The organism is Zhihengliuella sp. ISTPL4 (genome assembly GCF_002848265.1).
Classification (GTDB): Bacteria; Actinomycetota; Actinomycetes; order Actinomycetales; family Microbacteriaceae; genus Microbacterium.
Genome location: NZ_CP025422.1, coordinates 157,716 through 175,021, shown reverse-complemented (window position 1 = coordinate 175,021; position 17,306 = coordinate 157,716). Strand labels below are relative to the sequence as shown.

14 protein-coding genes are annotated in these 17,306 nt (G+C 69.4%); 2 read left to right on the top strand and 12 right to left on the bottom strand.

What is annotated here, in order from left to right:
• The 7 genes from CYL12_RS00780 to CYL12_RS00750 form a co-directional block, all read right to left on the bottom strand.
• Complete coding sequence (locus CYL12_RS00780; protein ID WP_101844664.1) at nt 1–660, bottom strand: methionine ABC transporter permease; 660 nt, start codon at nt 658–660, stop codon at nt 1–3.
• A complete protein-coding gene (locus CYL12_RS00775; RefSeq protein WP_101844662.1) occupies nt 660–1,703 on the bottom strand; it encodes a methionine ABC transporter ATP-binding protein in 1,044 nt (347 codons plus the stop codon). The genes CYL12_RS00780 and CYL12_RS00775 overlap by 1 nt, the downstream gene beginning before the upstream one ends.
• Nucleotides 1,704–1,807: 104 nt before the next feature.
• Nucleotides 1,808–2,710, bottom strand: a complete 903-nt coding sequence (locus CYL12_RS00770; protein ID WP_101844660.1) for a MetQ/NlpA family ABC transporter substrate-binding protein — start codon at nt 2,708–2,710, stop codon at nt 1,808–1,810.
• A 107-nt stretch (nt 2,711–2,817) separates the two neighbouring features.
• The gene (locus CYL12_RS00765) at nt 2,818–3,585 is read right to left on the bottom strand and encodes a hypothetical protein (RefSeq protein WP_101844658.1); all 768 of its coding nucleotides are present in this window, start codon (nt 3,583–3,585) and stop codon (nt 2,818–2,820) included.
• A gap of 55 nt (nt 3,586–3,640) precedes the next feature.
• Entirely contained in the window at nt 3,641–5,416 is a 1,776-nt protein-coding gene (locus CYL12_RS00760) for a Na+/H+ antiporter (protein WP_101844656.1), read from the bottom strand.
• Between the two features lie 39 nt (nt 5,417–5,455).
• Nucleotides 5,456–7,306 (bottom strand): ABC-F family ATP-binding cassette domain-containing protein, encoded by a 1,851-nt coding sequence (locus CYL12_RS00755; RefSeq protein ID WP_101844654.1) that lies wholly within the window; start codon nt 7,304–7,306, stop codon nt 5,456–5,458.
• A gap of 42 nt (nt 7,307–7,348) precedes the next feature.
• Nucleotides 7,349–8,125: an alpha/beta fold hydrolase gene (locus CYL12_RS00750; protein WP_158297051.1), complete on the bottom strand. Its 777-nt coding sequence runs from the start codon at nt 8,123–8,125 to the stop codon at nt 7,349–7,351.
• Nucleotides 8,126–8,215: 90 nt separating this feature from the next.
• Here CYL12_RS00750 and CYL12_RS00745 point away from each other — a divergent pair, with 90 nt between their 5' ends.
• Nucleotides 8,216–9,622 (top strand): HNH endonuclease signature motif containing protein, encoded by a 1,407-nt coding sequence (locus tag CYL12_RS00745; RefSeq protein WP_101844650.1) that lies wholly within the window; start codon nt 8,216–8,218, stop codon nt 9,620–9,622.
• 98 nt (nt 9,623–9,720) lie between these two features.
• Nucleotides 9,721–10,902 (top strand): Cmx/CmrA family chloramphenicol efflux MFS transporter, encoded by a 1,182-nt coding sequence (locus CYL12_RS00740; RefSeq protein ID WP_101844648.1) that lies wholly within the window; start codon nt 9,721–9,723, stop codon nt 10,900–10,902.
• A gap of 107 nt (nt 10,903–11,009) precedes the next feature.
• Here CYL12_RS00740 and CYL12_RS00735 read toward each other — a convergent pair whose 3' ends face one another.
• The 5 genes from CYL12_RS00735 to CYL12_RS00715 all read right to left on the bottom strand — a co-directional run bounded on the left by CYL12_RS00735 (nt 11,010) and on the right by CYL12_RS00715 (nt 17,299).
• A complete protein-coding gene (locus CYL12_RS00735; RefSeq protein WP_101844645.1) occupies nt 11,010–12,128 on the bottom strand; it encodes a substrate-binding domain-containing protein in 1,119 nt (372 codons plus the stop codon).
• A 61-nt stretch (nt 12,129–12,189) separates the two neighbouring features.
• Nucleotides 12,190–13,563, bottom strand: a complete 1,374-nt coding sequence (gene mmsB, locus CYL12_RS00730; protein WP_101844642.1) for a multiple monosaccharide ABC transporter permease — start codon at nt 13,561–13,563, stop codon at nt 12,190–12,192.
• Nucleotides 13,560–15,080, bottom strand: coding sequence for a multiple monosaccharide ABC transporter ATP-binding protein (gene mmsA, locus CYL12_RS00725; RefSeq protein ID WP_286120500.1), 1,521 nt, complete (start codon nt 15,078–15,080; stop codon nt 13,560–13,562). Before mmsA ends, mmsB begins: the two co-directional genes overlap by 4 nt.
• 153 nt (nt 15,081–15,233) lie before the next feature.
• A complete protein-coding gene (locus CYL12_RS00720; protein WP_101844638.1) occupies nt 15,234–16,247 on the bottom strand; it encodes a LacI family DNA-binding transcriptional regulator in 1,014 nt (337 codons plus the stop codon).
• 119 nt (nt 16,248–16,366) lie between these two features.
• Nucleotides 16,367–17,299 (bottom strand): 4-(cytidine 5'-diphospho)-2-C-methyl-D-erythritol kinase, encoded by a 933-nt coding sequence (locus CYL12_RS00715; RefSeq protein WP_101844636.1) that lies wholly within the window; start codon nt 17,297–17,299, stop codon nt 16,367–16,369.
• Nucleotides 17,300–17,306 lie beyond the last annotated feature (7 nt).

Sequence of the window (17,306 nt, the reverse complement as noted above, 5' to 3'; positions counted from 1 at the left end):
TCAGCGGCGCATGACCTTCCGGGCGAGCCGGGTGCCGAAAAGCTGCACGAGGTGCACGAACACCACGATGAGGATGATCGCCGCCCACATCACGAGCGGCTCGAACTGTCGGAAACCGTAGATCTGCGCGAAGGCGCCGAGTCCGCCGCCGCCGATGAGTCCGGCCATCGCGGTCATGTCGATGAGCGCGACGACGATGAACGTGTAACCGAGGATGAGGGGGCCGAGCGACTCGGGGATCGCCACGGTGAAGAGGATCCGCCAGGGGCCGGCTCCCATCGCCCGTGCCGCCTCGATCACGCCCGGCGACACCGAGACGAGATGCTGCTCGACGATGCGGCCGATCGCGAACGCGGCCGCGAGGCCGATGATGAAGGCTCCCGCCGTGGTGCCGATGCCGCTGCCCACGACGAGGCGCGCGAAGGGCTGCGCCACCGCCATGAAGATGACGAACGGGATCGGGCGGAAGAAGTTCACCGCGAAGTTGATGAGCCCGGAGACGAAGCGGTTCGGCATCAGGCCGCCGGGTCGGGTGACGTACAGGAGGATGCCCACCGCCAACCCGAGGATGCCGCCGAGGACGAGCGCGAACGACGTCATGTACAGGGTCTCGAGGGCCGCCTGCCAGAACTCGGGCCACAGTTCGTTCAACCGATCCATCAGCGGGCCTCCTCTCCGGCGATCACGGTGACTTCGACGCGCTCCGCGATGCGCGCCAGGGCCTGGTCGATCGCGCCGGCGTCCCCCCGGATGGCGAGCGTGAGGTGGCCGAAGGCGCGACCACGGATGTCGTTGATCCCGCCATACACGAGCTCGAAGTCGAGTCCCGCCGACGCGAGGTCGAGGAACACCTGGGCCTGAGAGGAATCACCGTCGCGGAAGGACAGGGTGACGAGGCGACCGATGTGCCGGTCCCGCAGGACCGCGAGTTCCGAGGGCGACGGCACGCCCTTCACCACGGTTCCGACGAACCGCTGCGATGCCGGATTCTGCGGCGCGGAGAAGACGTCGAACACGTCGCCCTGCTCGATGACGCGGCCGTTCTCCATCACGGCGACCCGAGTGGCGATGGTCTGGATCACGTCCATCTCGTGGGTGATCACCACGATCGTGACGCCCTGCTCCTCGTTCACGCGCTTGAGCAGATCGAGGACCTCGTGCGTGGTCTGCGGGTCGAGGGCGCTCGTCGCTTCGTCCGCGAGGAGGATGGCGGGCTTGGTCGCGAGCGCGCGGGCGATCCCGACGCGCTGCTTCTGCCCGCCGGACAGCTGCTCCGGGTACGCCTTCGCCTTGTCGGAGAGCCCGACGAACGACAGCAGCTCCGTCACGCGCGCCTCGATGTCCGGCTTCGACCACCCCGCGAGCTTGAGCGGGTACGCGATGTTGGCCTTGACGCTGCGCGACGAGAACAGGTTGAACTGCTGGAAGATCATCCCGATGCCGCCACGCACGGCGCGCAGTTCGCTCTCCTTGAGCGCCGTGATGTCGACGCCGTCCACCGTGATGGTGCCGCGCGTCGCCGGCTCCAGCGCGTTGATGAGACGCACGAGGGTCGATTTTCCGGCACCGGAGTAGCCGATGATGCCGAAGACGTCGCCCTTGTCGATCGAGAGGGTCACGTCGTCGACGGCGACGATCTCGCGGTCGCCGTGGGTGCGGGCGGGATAGGTCTTGGAGACGTTCGTCAGGGAGACGATCGGCATGTGCTGCTCCGGTCTGGTTCTCGGGAAACGGAGAATCGGGCGGCGCACGAAGCGCCACCCGATTCTCCCTCATCGAACAGGGGGCGGATCACACCCCGGTCCGGTTACTTCTCTTCTGCGTCCTTCTGGACCTTCTCCAGCGAAGCCACGAGGTCCTCGACCGGGGTGCGGAGCGCCACCGCGGTGTCCCCCGAGGACTCGAGCAGCCCTGCCTGCACATCCTCGTTCGTCTGGAAGATCTCGACGAGCTTCTGGTAGGTCTCGTTGTCCGCGTCTTCGGCACGTGCGGCGAAGATGTTCACGTACGGGAGGGCGCTCGGGTCCTCCGGGTCGTCCTGAGCGATCGCGTCGTCGAACGTCAGTCCGGCATCCTCGACGAAGTCGTTGTTGATGATCGCGGCCGCGACATCGGGGAGCGACGTCGGGATGAGCGCACCCTCGAGGGCCGTCACCTTCACCTTCGACTTGTCCGCATCGATGTCGGCGAGATCGGAGTAGGGCGTGCCCCCGCTCTTGAGCTCGAGCAGGCCGGCCTGCTGCAGCACGTTGAGAGCGCGTGCCTGGTTCGAAGCGTCGTCCGGAACCGCGACCGTGTCGCCCTTCTTGATGTCGTCGACATCGTCGTACTTCGTCGAGTACAGGCCGAGCGGGTAGATCGCGGTCGAGCCGATCGGCGTGAGGTCGGAGCCGGAGGCGTTGTTGTACTCCGCGAGGTACACGATGTGCTGGAACTGGTTGAGGTCGATCTCACCCTCGGTGAGCGCCGGGTTCGGCTGCTCGTAGGATCCGAAGTCGACGAGCTCGACCGTGATGCCCTCCTCGGCGGCCGCCTCGACGAAGGGCGCCCACTGCGCGTCGCCCTTCCCGACGACGCCGATCTTGACGGTCTCGTTCTCGGAACCACCGTCGCCGGAGCCCGCGTCGGACGAGGTGGCGCACCCGGCGAGGGCGACGAACAGCGGGACCACGGCGAGCGCGGCGAGGGCGGAGGTGGTGCGGCGGGACATGATCAGAGGTTCCTTCCTGGCTGGACTCGACAACGTTAGGCAGGAGGCCGCGTTGTCGCGGAATCGGGATGTCACACGGCGTCACAGGTCGCCGAAGCCGGCGACGCTCAGCCCAGAGGCCCCGCGATGCGCTGATGCTGCGCGGCCAGCGCGTCCGCCCGTCCTGCCCGGACACCGGCGCGGGACGCCGCGTTGTACCCCCAGACCGAGAACGCCAGTCCGCCCGCGCCCAGTACCCAGAGCGGGCTCTCCGCGAGGATCGCCCACACGAGGGTCGCGAAGGCGAGATCGAAGACCGCTCCGACCCACCACCACCGCGCGCCGCCCATGACCACAGCCCCGGCGATGGCCGATCCGGCGAGAGCGATGCCGATCATCGCGGCGCCGAGGACGACGAGGACGAGCAGCAGGACGGAGAGGCCATCGGGCAGCACCTCCGCCACGGCCAGAGCGACCGCGGACCCGACCAGCAGCATCACGCCGATGCCCAACGCCGCCAGAGCCCACAGCGTCATCACGGTGGTCCGCTCTGTGGGCGCGTTCTTCTTCCGCTCGGCGCGGTCCAGGGTAATCATCCACACCGCCCAGACCGGTCCGCACCCCGCGAGAAGGATCACGCCCGTGAGCATCGGCACCGTGGCCCAGGGTCCCCGGGTGTCGACGCCGACCATCTCGCTCACGAGCACGGCGATCATGCCCGCACCGAACAGGGCGATGCCGGCCAGGGCTCCGATGCCCCACGCCCGCTGGAGCTGCCGCGGCGTCGAGGGCGCACCGGGTGCGCGGCGGCCGTGGCGGCGACGCAACTCGCGCAGGCGTCGGGCACGCGCGCGCGCCAGGGCATCGGGTCGGGACGGGGAGGTGCGGGGGCTCACGGCGCCAGGGTATCCCGATCACCGTCCCGGCGGGCGGCACGCCTCCCGGCCCGGGTCAGTCGAGCTCTTCGATGCCCTGCAGGCGCACCTGCTCCAGGTCGAGGCGGGCGGAGATCCGGCGGACGACCATGTCGTCCACGGTTCCGGCGCCGCGGAGCCCGAGCAGGACTTCGCGCTTGCGGTCGAGCAGCGCGAGCTTGAGCCGGGTGTGCTCCTCGTGCCGGACGAGCGGCGAGCGCTGGGCGAGGTCGACGTCGGCGGAGGTGGCGATCATCTGCAGCGTCGTGCCGTCCGTCGCCTGCGGGTCAGGGGCGGTCCCGGCCGAGACCGCGCCGTCGCCTTCTTCGTCCCCCTCAGGGCGCGCGTCTCCCCCGGTGCCGTAAGGATCGGGCTGGCCGAGCATCTCGTCCAGCGCGTCGGCCTCGGCGTCGATGAGCGCCTGCTCCCGCGCGAGTGTCCGGGCGTTCGCGAACTCCAGCGCCTGGTACCCCTCGGCGCGGACACGGTCGCGCACCTCCTGCCCGATGCCGTGTTCCGCGGCGAGGTCGTCGAGCGCGGCCAGGGCCGCTCCGGAGATCGCCCGCTCGGCGAGTTCGTACTCCTCGTCCTCGGCATGGTCGACAGGGAACCGCGCCCACCGCACGAGCGTGGGAAGCAGCGGCGCCTGCACGAGAAGGCTGAGCAGGATCACCCCCGCGGTCACGAAGACGATCTCGTCGCGCCCACCCACGACGCTCCCCCCGGAGACCCCGGTCGGCACCGACAGCGCGATCGCCAAGGAGACGGCGCCGCGCATGCCGGCGACCGTGGACACGAGCCGGGCGCGGGAGCGGGCTCCGCGGGGCGGGCGTTCGGACGGCCGCCGCTGGAACAGGGCGTTGAGGAGCTGGAACACGTACCGGACGGCGAACAGCGTCACCCACACGGCGAGCGTCACGAGCACCAGACGGCCGATGGCGGCGGCGGAGATCTCGTGCGCGACGAACTGCACCTCGAGGCCGATGAGGACGAACAGCGCCCCGTTGAGGAGGAAGACGCCGAAGGGCCAGGCGGCGTCGGCCTGTCGGCGCGAAGCCGCGGTCGTCACCCGCGGCGACACCCAGGCGACGATGAGTCCGGCGACGACCACGGCGAGCACGCCGGACGCGTGGACGAGCTCGGCGATGAGGAAGGCGGAGAACGGCACGAGCAGCAGCGTCACGTTGATGACGATGGTGGAGGACATCCGGCGGAGCAGCAGCGTGGCCAGGGCCGCGACCGCGATACCGGCGGCGATCCCGCCCACGTACGACACGAGCACGTCCCACGTGACCGAGAGCGGCGTGACCTGGCCGCCCAGGGCGAGGGAGACCGCGATCGCGTAGAGCACCAGCGCCGTGCCGTCGTTGGTCAGGCTCTCGGCCTTGAGCTTCATGAACATCCGGCGTGGCAGCAGCTGGCCGAGCGCGGCGACCGCCGTGGCATCGGGCGGCGCGACCGCAGCGCCCAGGATGAGCGCGATCTCCCACGGCATGCCGAACACCACCCCAATGCCGGCCACCGCGAACGCGGAGGCGACGACGAGGAGAGTGCTCATCGGCACGATGTACCGGAAGTCGCGACGGATCGAGCGCAGCGACGTGGTCAGGCTCTCCCAGAAGAGCATCACCGGCAGGAAGAGCAGCAGCACGGTCTCCGGCGGCAGCTGGACCTCACGCAGCGGCGGGATGAATCCCAGCGCCAGACCGAGGACGACGAGGACGAGGGGCAGCGCGAGACGCACGCGCGGGGCGATCAGGGTTCCGACGAGGATCGTGAGTCCGAGCAGGACGGTTACTTCGAGGCCTTCCATCGCTACTCCCAACAGTCGTGGGAGAAGGATATTCCTCCGTCAGCCGATCTGCTCCGTGAGTTCGAACCAACGCAGCTCCAGCTCCTCGATCTCGGCCTCCTGCGCCGTGATCGCCTTCATCCGCTCGCCCAGGCCCGCGTAGTCGGACTGGTCGTGGTCGGCGAGGGCGTGCTTGGCCGCATCGACCTGCTGCGTGAGCTTCTGGATGCGGCGCTCCAGGGCGGCCGCCTCCTTCTGGGCGGCACGGAGAGCGGCGCCGTCGAGCCCGCTCGCTGCCGAGGCAGAGGCCGCCGCCGGGGTCGCCGGAGCGCTCTCGACGCGCTGCCGCAGGCGCAGGTACTCGTCCACGCCGCCGGGGAGATGCCGCAGACGTCCCGCGCCGTCCGGACCGGGGAGGATCGCATACTGCTGATCCGTCACCCGCTCCAGGAAGTACCGGTCGTGGCTCACGACGAGGAGCGTGCCCGACCAGGAGTCGAGGAGATCCTCGATGGCGGCGAGCATGTCGGTGTCCATATCGTTGGTGGGCTCGTCGAGGATGAGCACGTTCGGCTGGTCGAGCAGCACGAGCAGCAGCTGCAGCCGGCGCTGCTGGCCACCGGAGAGATCCTTCACCGGCGTCGAGAGCTGGGCGGACGAGAAGCCGAGCCGCTCCAGGAGCTGCCCGGGCGTGAGATCCTGCGCCTTCGATCCTGCGCCGAGCGTGTACGAGGTGCGCAGACCCGAGATGACCACGCGCACAGGGTCGTTCCAGTGCGGGAGGAGTTCGTCGAGGCGCTGCGTGAGCGTGCGCACCTGCACGGTCTTCCCCCGCTTGATCCGGCCCTCTGTGGGCTCGACCGTGCCGGAGATGAGCCCCAGGAGGGTGGACTTCCCGGCACCGTTCACGCCGAGGATGCCCGTGCGCTCGCCCGGGGCGATCCGCCACTCGACGTCCTTGAGCACGGTCTTCCCGCCCGCCTGGGTCCCTGAGCCCGCCTGGGTCCCTGAGCCCGTCGAAGGGTACGTCACCCCCACATCGAGCAGATCGACGACGTCCTTGCCCAGCCGCGAGACGGCGAGCGACTGCAGCGAGACCTTGTCCCGGATCTCGGGCACGTCGGCGATGAGCTCGTTGGCCGCGTCGATACGGAACTTCGGCTTGCTGGTCCTCGCGGGAGCACCGCGGCGCAGCCAGGCGAGCTCCTTGCGGGCGAGGTTCTGCCGCTTCGCCTCGGTCGCCGCCGCCATCCGGTCGCGCTCCACCCGCTGCAGGATGTAGGCCGCATAGCCGCCCTCGAAGGGCTCGACGATGCGATCGTGCACCTCCCACGTCTCGGTGCAGATCTCGTCGAGGAACCACCGATCGTGGGTCACGACGAGGAGAGCGCCGGCATTCGCCGGCCAGCGCTTCTTGAGGTGCCCGGCGAGCCAGGTGATCGCCTCGACGTCGAGGTGGTTGGTCGGCTCGTCGAGCGCGATGACGTCCCAGTCGCCCGTGAGCAGCTTCGCGAGGGACACGCGGCGGCGCTGTCCTCCGGAGAGGGAGCCGAGCTGCGCGTCCCACGGCAGATCGGTCAGCAGCCCCTCGATCACGTCGCGCACCCGGGCGTCGCCGGCCCACTCGTGCTCGGCCATGTCGCCCACCACGGCGGCGCCGATCGTGATGTCGTCGGGGAGCGTGTCGGCCTGGTCGAGCACGCCGATACGGGTGCCGCCGCGCACGGTCACGCGGCCGGAATCCGGCTCCTTGGTGCCGGCGAGCATGCCGAGAAGGCTCGACTTGCCGTCGCCGTTCCGGCCGACGATGCCGATGCGGTCGCCCTCCTCGATGCCGAGGGTCACGGCGTCGAAGACGACGCGGGTCGGGTATTCGAGGTGCAGGGCTTCGGCCCCGAGAAGATGTGCCATGTCCTCTCCAGGGTAGTCGCGCCTCGCCGGACGGTCGCCCGGTCAGACGAGGGACGGGGCGAAGAGCTCCGGCAGCGCGGCGGTGAAGACCTCGAAGTGGCTGTACCAGACGGTGTGGGCGGCGCCGGGGATGCTGCGCACCGTCACACCGCCGTGCTCGAACCGCCGCGCGTCTTCGTCGGTGACCCAGGCGCTGGGCTCCGCGCGGACGACGATGGAGCCGGGAGCGGCGGTCCAGTGGCCGTCGGCTCCGCAGGAGACCGAGGCTGCCGTCGGCGGGTCGAACCGCTCGGCCGCCCGCGCCTCGACCGTGGCGTCGTCGACGGAGTAGAACGGGCGGAGGCGGCGGAGTTCGGCCGGCGACATCCGCTCGCGGCGGTCATGCTCGTACTGCGACACGAGAGCCGCGCGGTCCTGACCGCCCTGCAGGGCGAGTGGCGCGTCGACGTAGACCGCGAGGCCGGGTTCGAGGCGGGGCGCGGCGGCGGCGAGCACCGTGGCGCCGAAGGAGTGCCCCACGGCGACGGCGAGCGGGGAGGCGGCCCCCTCGCCCGGGGTGCGCCCGGAATCGCAGCGGGCCGCCATCTGCGCCAGAGTCTCGACGACGGCATCGGCCGCCGTCTCGATCGTGAGCTCCGGGTCGCGCGGCGAGAGGCCGTGACCCGGCAGATCGAGCGCCAGGACGCGGAAGCCCCGCTCCACGAGCAGCGGGACCACACGGTGCCAGCTCTCGGCGGACCCCATCATGCCGTGCAACAGCACGGCGATGCGGTCGCCCTCCCCGGCTTCGATGACGTTCAGGAGCACGGAGTCAGTCAACCACGGTCGTTATCGTTTCGTGATCCGACTTTCGGCCAGATTCCTTCGAATCTTCGTTCGAATGTCGGTGGTCGGTGATGGACTGACGTCATGCCCGCACTGCTCGACGCAACCGACTCCCAGATGGCGATGCTCGCCGATCTGGTGGAGGGGCTGGAAGCGGCGGAGAAGACATTGAGCAGCATGCAGGCGGCTCGCGATGGGCTTCTCGCGATGGCGGGGCGCCTTGCGGTGGAGATTGCCCGCCAGGCCCGGCATCCGGACGGCGGCGACATGGCGATCCGCACGGTCGCCGCGGAGATCGGGGCCGCACAGCGCGTCAGCGACCGCACGATCGAGCGGCGGATGTCCGACGCCTCCTGGCTGGTCGAGCGGTTCCCCGCCGTCTGGGAAGCCCAGGGCGCCGGGCGGATCAGCGCCGCGCGCGCGCGGCTGATCGTGGAGGCGGGCGCTCATCTCAATGACCCGGACGACCGGTCGCGTTTCGCGACGGAGGCGATCGAGGTGGCCGCTGCGGAGTCTCCGAACCGGATACGCCGACTCGTGCGCCGACTGGCCGACCGGTTCCAGGAGCAGACGCTCGTCGAGCGACACCGCGATGCCAGGGAACTGCGCCGCGTCTGGGTGACCGATCTCGAAGACGGCATGGCCGAACTCGGCGCGCGCGGCCCGGCGGCCCTTGTGCACGGGATGTACGACCGGCTCTCCCAGATGGCGCATGCCGTGCGGGAGGAGAACGCGCGGGCAGGGCACCGAGAGACGGAGGAGAGTGTCCGCGACGACAGGACAGTGGATCAGTTGCGCGCGGATCTGCTCGCCGATCTCGTGCTCACCGGGGCTCCCGCGGGGCATGACTCGGAAGAGGGACTGCTCTCCGAGCTTCGCGCGCGGATCGAGGTCACCGTGCCGGTGCTGACGCTGATGCACGGCGAGCGGAACGGGGCGGCGGGCGGCACTCCGATCCTCCCCGCGGAGCTCGACGGGGTCGTTCCGATCGATCCGGCCACGGCTCGCCGACTGGCCGGCGCGGCGAGCGGCTGGGACCGGGTGCTCACCCACCCGATCAGCGGCGCACTGCTGGCCGTCGACCGGTATCGCCCGAGCGAAGACCTCCGCCGGCATCTGCGGGTCCGCGATCAACGCTGCCGCTTCCCCGGCTGCGGCCTCGCACCGCGGAAGTGCGACCTGGACCACAATCACGACGCGGCGCTCGGCGGAGAGACCGTGCACGACAACCTCGCGACCTTCTGCCGTCGACATCACATGCTCAAGCACCACTCCCCGTGGCACGTCGAGCAGCGTCCGGGCGGTGTTCTGGAGTGGACGAGCCCCACCGGCCGGACCTACATCGACCGACCGCCGCCTCCGCACACCGTCACCTTCGCCGAGGAACCTCCGTGGTCTGCTGCCGACAGCCCTAGAGTGGAGGGCATGTCGAGCCCCGAATCAGACAGGTCGGGGGCTGCCGGTCACACCGTCAGCCCCGCGAACCGCTGATCCCTTCGTCCGCCCTTTCGGCGGACGCGCGCCGGTGACCCGGGCGCTGACCGTGGTGACGAGAAGCACACCCCTTCCCTCTCACCTCGGAGCACTCGATGCCATTCCCCCTCTATGCCCTTGCCCTGGCGGTTTTCGTCATGGGTACCTCGGAGTTCATGCTGGCGGGACTCCTCCCCGCGATCTCGCACGAGCTCGACGTTCCGGTCGGCACGGCCGGCCTCCTCACCTCCGCCTTCGCCGTCGGCATGGTCGTGGGCGCGCCCGCCATGGCCGCGTTCGCGCGCGGCTGGCCCCCGCGCCGCACGCTCGTCGCCTGCCTCGCGCTCTTCGCCGCGTGCCATGCCGTCGGCGCGGTGACGTCCGTGTTCGAGCTTCTGCTCGTCACGCGCGTCCTCAGCGCGCTCGCGAACGCGGGCTTCCTCGCCGTCGCCCTGCGCACGGCGACCCTCCTCGTCCCCCGCGAGCGCACCGGACGAGCGCTCGCGGTGCTGCTCTCCGGGACGACCGTCGCCACCATCGTCGGCGTCCCTGCGGGTGCCGTGCTCGGCGCCGCGCTGAGCTGGCGGGCGACCTTCGCCGCTGTCGCGCTCCTCTGTCTCCCGGCGCTCGTCGGAATCCTCCGCGGCGTGCCGAAGGCGATCGCGGGCTCGGAGCCCGACCGGACGCCGGCATCACTCTCCCGGAAGGAACCGACCCTGCGCACGGAGCTCGCGCTCCTGGTGACACCGCGCCTCGCCCTCGCGATGACCCTGGCGGCCCTGGTGAACGGGGGGACCTTCGCGGCCTTCACGTTCCTCGCGCCGGTGGTCACCGACGTCGCCGGCCTGCCCGACGCCGCGGTCCCCGTCGCGCTGGTCCTGTTCGGGCTCGGCTCGTTCCTCGGCGTGACCATCGCCGGTCGATTCGCCGATCGACACGCCGGTCTGCTACTCGGGGTCGGTGGACCGCTGCTCCTGGGCGGCTGGATCGTCCTGGCGGCGGTCGCGTCGCAGCCGATCGCACTGCTGATCCTCGTCTTCGTGCAGGGCCTGGTCTCGTTCGGCGTCGGAAGCACCCTGATCGCCCGGGTGCTGTACTCCGCCTCCGGCGCCCCGACCATGGGAGGGTCCTACGCGACCGCAGCCCTCAACCTCGGCGCCGTGATCGGCCCGGCGTGGGGAGGCTGGACGCTTGCGGGTGGCGCCGGTCCACTCTCCCCCGTCGCGGTCGCCGCCGCCCTGACCACGATGTCCCTCGTCCTCGGCGTGATCACGCGACGCAGGCGCCCCGATCACTGACGCCACGAGGCTGAGGCCTGACGACGGCGACGAGCCGCCCGGACCCGAGGGTCCGGACGGCTCGTCGTGTCCGATGTTCTCCGCGAACCGGACGATCTCGCTTCTTCTTACTCGTACGACTTCACGATCTCCAGGAGGCTCGGAACGTTGGCGTACGCCTCGGCCGCGTTCTCCTTGGTCACGATGATCGGGTCGAGCAGGTACGAGGGAACGATCTTCTCGCCGTTGTCGTACTGCTCGGTGTCGTTCACGTCCACCTCTTCGCCCTTCTGGAGCTGGCCGACCATCTTGATCGACTGCTCGACGAGGAGCGTCGTGTCCTTGTTGATCGTGGAGTACTGGACGCCCTCCATGATCGACTTGACCGACTCCACCTCGGAGTCCTGACCCGTGACGACCGGAACCGGCTTGCCGGCCTGCTGCACCGAGGTGATGATGGCGCGAGCGAGAGTGTCGTTGGGCGAGAGCACGCCGTCCAGGACGGTGTCGCCGCTGTAGGAGCCCGTGAGCAGCGTGTCCATGCGGTTCTGGGCGTTCTCCGCCAGCCAGCCCTCGGTCGCTGTCTGGGCGATCTCGGTCTGACCCGACACCACGTTCAGCGTGCCGTCGTCGATCTTCGGCTGCAACACGTCCATCGCCCCGTCGAAGAAGACCGCGGAGTTGGCGTCGTCCGGCGATCCCGAGAAGAGCTCGATGTTGTACGGCGCCTCGTGACCCGCGCGCTCGGCGAGTCCGTCGAGGAGGGCCTGGCCCTGGAGCTGGCCGACCTTGAAGTTGTCGAACGCGACGTAGTAGTCGACGGCCTCGGTGTTCTCGATCAGGCGGTCGTACGCGATGACGTAGGCACCGGCATCCTTGGCCGCCTGCACCTGCGTGGCCAGCTGCTTGCCGTCCTTCGCGCCGATGATGATGACCTTGGCACCGTTCGACACCATGGCCTGGATCTGGTTCTGCTGCTCGGCGACGGTGTTGCTCGCCGGCGCGTACTGGACGTCGGCCTTGAAGCCGGCCTCCTCCAGCCCGTCGGTGAACAGCTTGCCGGCGAGGACCCAGTTCTCGCTGGTCTTGTCCGGGAGGGCGACACCGATCGTGGCGTCGGCGGCGAAGCCCGAGGCCTCCTCGCCCGAGCCGGAACCGGTGTCCCCGCCGCGCTCCGCGGAGCAGCCGGTGAGGGCGAAAGCGCCTGCGGCGACAAGCGCTGTCGCCGACAGAAGAATCTTCTTCATGTGATCTCTTTCTCTGTGGTGTGCGTGGGTCGCGCCGCCTCTGCGGTGCGCGGCTCGACCCTTACTTTCCGCGCGTCTCCTCGACGGCGGGGGCTTCGTACTTCTGGCTGGTGGGGTAGTTCGTCTGCGTGGGATCGAACGTGTCGGTGGCCGGATCCTGCTTGCGACCCAAGCGGCGCGTAAGGAAGCCGATGATCGACGGACGGCCCTGCTGCTTGTTCCACACGTCGATGCCGACGGCGAAGAGGAGCACGAGGCCCTTGATCATGGCGACGACGTCGGCACCCTGGCCGAGCAGCGCGAGGCCGTTGTTGAGGAACGCCATTACGAGGCCACCGATGATCGAACCGATCACGGTGCCGATGCCGCCGGACACGGCCGCGCCGCCGATGAACACCGAGGCGATCGCGTCGAGCTCCCAGCCGGTGCCGTCGTTCGGGCCGGAGGCCTGCGAGCGGGCGACGAAGATCATGCCGGCGAGAGCGGCGAGGACGGACATGTTCATCATCACGAAGAAGTCGACCCAGCGGTCCTTCACACCGGACAGCCGCGCGGCCTGGCGGTTGCCGCCGACCGCGTAGATGTGGCGTCCGAAGACGGTGTTGCTCGTGACGAACGAGTAGATGATGACGAGCGCGAGGAGGATGAGGCCGGGGACCGGGAAGCTCGTGCCGGGGCGGCCGGTCGCGAACATCCAGCCGGCGGCCAACACGACGATCGACAGCAGCGTCACCTTGACTGCGCTCACCCACACCGGCGCGCTGTCGGAACCCATCTTGTGCTGCACGCGACGGGTGCGGATCTCCCAGAAGACCAGCCAGGCCACGCCCAGCAGCGCCAGGATCATGGTGGGCACGTTGAACGGCAGCGGGAGGGCGATCTCCGGCAGATAGCCGGTGCCGATGTACTGGAACCCCTTGGGCACGGGGATCGTCTGCGCATCACCGATGAACTGCTGGGCGCCGCGGAAGAAGAGCATGCCGGCCAGCGTCACGATGAAGGCGGGTACTCCCACGTACGCGACCCAGAATCCCTGCCAGGCGCCGACGAGCACGCCCACCCCGAGGCCGAGCAGGATCGCGAGCGGCCAGGCCAGCTCCCAGTCGGCCATCGACTTCGCCACGATGATGCCCGTGAAGGCCGCCACCGATCCCACCGAGAGGTCGATGTGTCCCATGATGATGACCATCACCATGCCGATCGCCAGGATCAGGATGAACGAGTACTGGTTGATGACGTTGATCAGGTTCCCGGGGGTGAGCGTGGCACCGGCCGGGTTCCGCAGCACGGTCAGGATCTCGAACAGCAGGATGATGACGATCAGGCTGCCGAGGATGCCGAACTGGCGCAGGCTCGAGGTGCCGCCGCCCCCGAACATCTTCGTGATGTCCTTGAAGTGGAAGCCGCGCTTCGCGGTGGTCGAGTCGGTGGTCATGCGGATGCTTTCTGGGTCGCGGAGGTCATGCTGCGCATGAGGTCCTCGGGGGTCGCCTGGTCGGCCGGGATGCAGTCGGTCACCCGGCCTTCGAACACGGTGTAGATGCGGTCGGAGATGCCGAGCAGCTCGGGCAGTTCACTGGAGATGACGATCACGCCCTTGCCCTGAGCGGCGAGCTCGTTGATGATCGCGTAGATCTCGTACTTGGCGCCGACGTCGATGCCGCGAGTGGGCTCGTCGAGGATCAGCAGGTCGGGGTCGGTGAACATCCACTTCGCCAGGACGACCTTCTGCTGGTTGCCGCCGGAGAGCTTGCCGACGCCTTCCTCCACCGACGGGGTCTTGATGCGCAGCGCCTTGCGGTAGCGCTCCGCCACCGAGAACTCCTCGCGGGAGTCGACGACGCCGTTGTGCGCGATCTTCGAGAGCTTCGCCGCGACGATGGAGCGCTTGATCGTGTCGAGGAGGTTGAGCCCGAGAACCTTCCGGTCCTCGCTCACGTAGGCGAGCCCGTGCTTGATCGCGGCGGCCACGTCGGGGAGCTCGATCTCCTGTCCGTCCTTGATGATCGTGCCGGAGAGGAACGTGCCGTAGGAGCGGCCGAAGATGCTCATCGCCAGCTCCGTGCGGCCCGCTCCCATGAGCCCGGCGATACCCACCACCTCGCCGCGGCGGACATTGATGTTCGAGCCCTTCACGACCATGCGCTCCGGCACGGTGGGATGCTGCACCCACCAGTCCTTGACCTCGAAGAACACCTCGCCGATCTCCGGCGTGCGGTCCGGGTACCGGCTCTCCAGCGACCGGCCCACCATGCCGCGGATGATGCGGTCCTCGTTGATCTCGCCGCGGGAGATGTCCAGCGTCTCGACGGTGCGGCCATCGCGGATGATGGTGATCTCGTCGGCGATCTGCTCGATCTCGTTGAGCTTGTGACTGATCATGATCGACGCGATGCCCTTGGCCTTGAGGCCGAGGATGAGGTCGAGGAGGTGCTGCGAGTCGTTCTCGTTGAGCGCGGCGGTCGGCTCGTCAAGGATGAGGAGCTTGACGTCCTTGTTGAGCGCCTTGGCGATCTCGATGAGCTGCTGCTTGCCGACGCCGAGAGTCTTGATCGGGACGTCGGGGTCCTCGTCCAGGCCGACGCGGGCGAGCAACTCGATCGTGCGCTCCTTCTGCGCCTGCCAGTCGATGCGCCCGAAGCGACGGATCTCGTTGCCGAGGAAGATGTTCTCGGTGACCGAGAGCTCCGGGATGAGGGCGAGCTCCTGGTGGATGATCACGATGCCGGCCTGCTCGCTGGCCGCGATGTCCTTGAAGCGCTGCTCCTGGCCGTACAGGAGGATCTCGCCGTCGTAGCTGCCGTACGGGTACACCCCCGAGAGGACCTTCATCAGCGTCGACTTCCCGGCGCCGTTCTCGCCGCATATCGCGTGGATCTCGCCGGCGCGGACGGTGATCGAGACGTCGGCGAGCGCCTTGACCCCCGGGAACTCCTTGGTGATGCGGCGCATCTCCAGGATCGGGCCTGACACGGTCGGCAACGTTGCTGTAGTGCTCACGGATCTTCCTCGCGACGTGCGGTCACCTTCGATGTGACCGTTCACATCGGTATATCGTCGTCTTCCGCGGGAGCGGTGTCAAGTCCGCGGCGTGTTTTCGTGTCGCTACCGTGATGCAGCGGATTCGCGCGCCCGCAGAAGGGTCTGCAGCGGACCGAACGCGGGGGTCTTCTCGCCGCGGATCTCGGCGAGAAGGATGCGCACGGCGCGTCGGCCGAGCTCGGGGAAATCCTGATGCACGGTGCTCAGCGTCGGCGCCACGTGCGCCGCGACCGGGATGTCGTCGAAGCCGATCACGCTCACGTCGTGCGGCACGCGCACTCCCGCGTCGCGGAAGCCGTGCAGCAGCCCGATCGCCATGAGGTCGTTCGCGGCGAAGACGGCTGTGAAGTCCCGCCGGGCGGAGAGCTCCTTGCCGGCGAAGTACCCGAAGTCGGCGGTCCAGTCGCCGCGGATCGGGGGGAACGTGGGCAGATCGGCGTCCCGGAGCGCATCGAGGTACCCCCGCATGCGCGACTCCGCCTCGATCCAGTCCTGCGGGCCGGCGAGGTGCAGGATGTCGCTGTGACCCAGGGCGATCAGGTGTTCCGTCGCCGCCTTCGCGCCGGCGACCTGGTCGGCGGAGAGGCTGACACCATCGGATCCCGAGGCCGTCTGCAGGGTGACGAAGGGCATCGTGACGTTCATGCCGCGCAGGACATGGAAGACGCGCACCTGCGGGGCGAGCACCACGATGCCGTCGACCTGCTCACGTTCGAGCTGGCGGACCGCGTTGCCGATCGCCTCCGGTGTCGTCGCAGGGAGATTGAGGGTGGAGACCGAATAGCCCTCCTCCCGCGCCGCGTCTTCGATGCCGGCGATGGATGACGTCGGCCCGAACTCCCCGATCGTCGCGGAGAGGATGCCGAGCATGTTGGATTTGCTCGTCACGAGCGCGCGCGCCGCGAGGTTGGGGCGGTAGTCGAGGACGGCGATCGCGTCCAGCACCTTCGCCTTCGTCTCCGGACGGATGCTGGGGTGATCGTTGAGCACCCGCGACACGGTCTGATGCGAGACGCCGGCGAGGCGCGCGACGTCGCGGATGCTCGGCATGCGGGCACGCTCAGAGGAGGTGGACATCCAGCCTCCTCGCGTGTGCACGGTCACATGACCATTTCATTATGTCTGCCATGACGTGCCGGATGCACCTCGAACGCGCGCGCACCCCTCGCGCCCGCCGCACGCTGGGCCTCGAGGGTTCAGCCGATGATGCGGGCGCCGGGAACAGCGCCGTGCACGTGCAGGGGGTCCAGTCCCGCGTCGCGAAGCGTCGTCTGCACCGCCTGCGCGGACTCGGGATCGGCGCAGAGAAGGGCGACGGTGGGCCCCGACCCGGAGACGAGGCCGTGCAGCGCACCGGCCGCGACCCCGCGTTCGATGGTCTGCGCCAGATCCGGTCGCAGGTCCAGCGCAGCCGCCTGAAGGTCGTTGTGGAGTGCGTCGGCGAGCTGCCAGGCGTCTCCAGTGCGCAGCGCCTGCAGCACGGGGATCGGCACGTCGAGGGAAAGCGGCGGGTCGTCGGCGAGTGCGCCCTCCTCCTCGCGCAGCTCGTCGAGCCGGGTGTACACGGCGGGGGTGGACAGCCCCTCGTCGCTGGTCACGAGCAGCCAGTCGAACCGCCCGCGCGCGAGAGCCGGGTTGAGCTGATCGCCGCGGCCGGTGCCGACGGCGGTTCCGCCGTGCAGCGCGAACGGCACATCGGCGCCGAGCCGCGCGGCGAGGTCGTGCAGCCGCGCGGCCGAGAGTCCCGTGCCCCACAGGGCATCGCACGCGACCAGCGCGGCCGCCGCGTCCGCGGAGCCACCGCCCATGCCGCCGGCGACCGGAACGCTCTTGCGGATCTGCAGCGCGACCCCACCCGGGTGATCGGTCGCCATCGCCAGCAGCTTCGCGGCCCGCATCGCGAGGTTCCGGTCGTCGAGCGGCACCGAGCCGTCATCCTCCACCCCTGTCACCGTGATCGAGAAGTCGTCGGCCTCCCTGGCGATCACGTCCTCGTAGAGCGACACCGCCTGGAACACGGTCGCGAGGGCGTGATAGCCGTCGTCATGGCGCCCGCCGACGCCGAGGTAGACATTGATCTTCCCGGGCGCGCGCACGTGCACGGATCCGGAGGACGCGGCGAGGCTCATGAGCGGA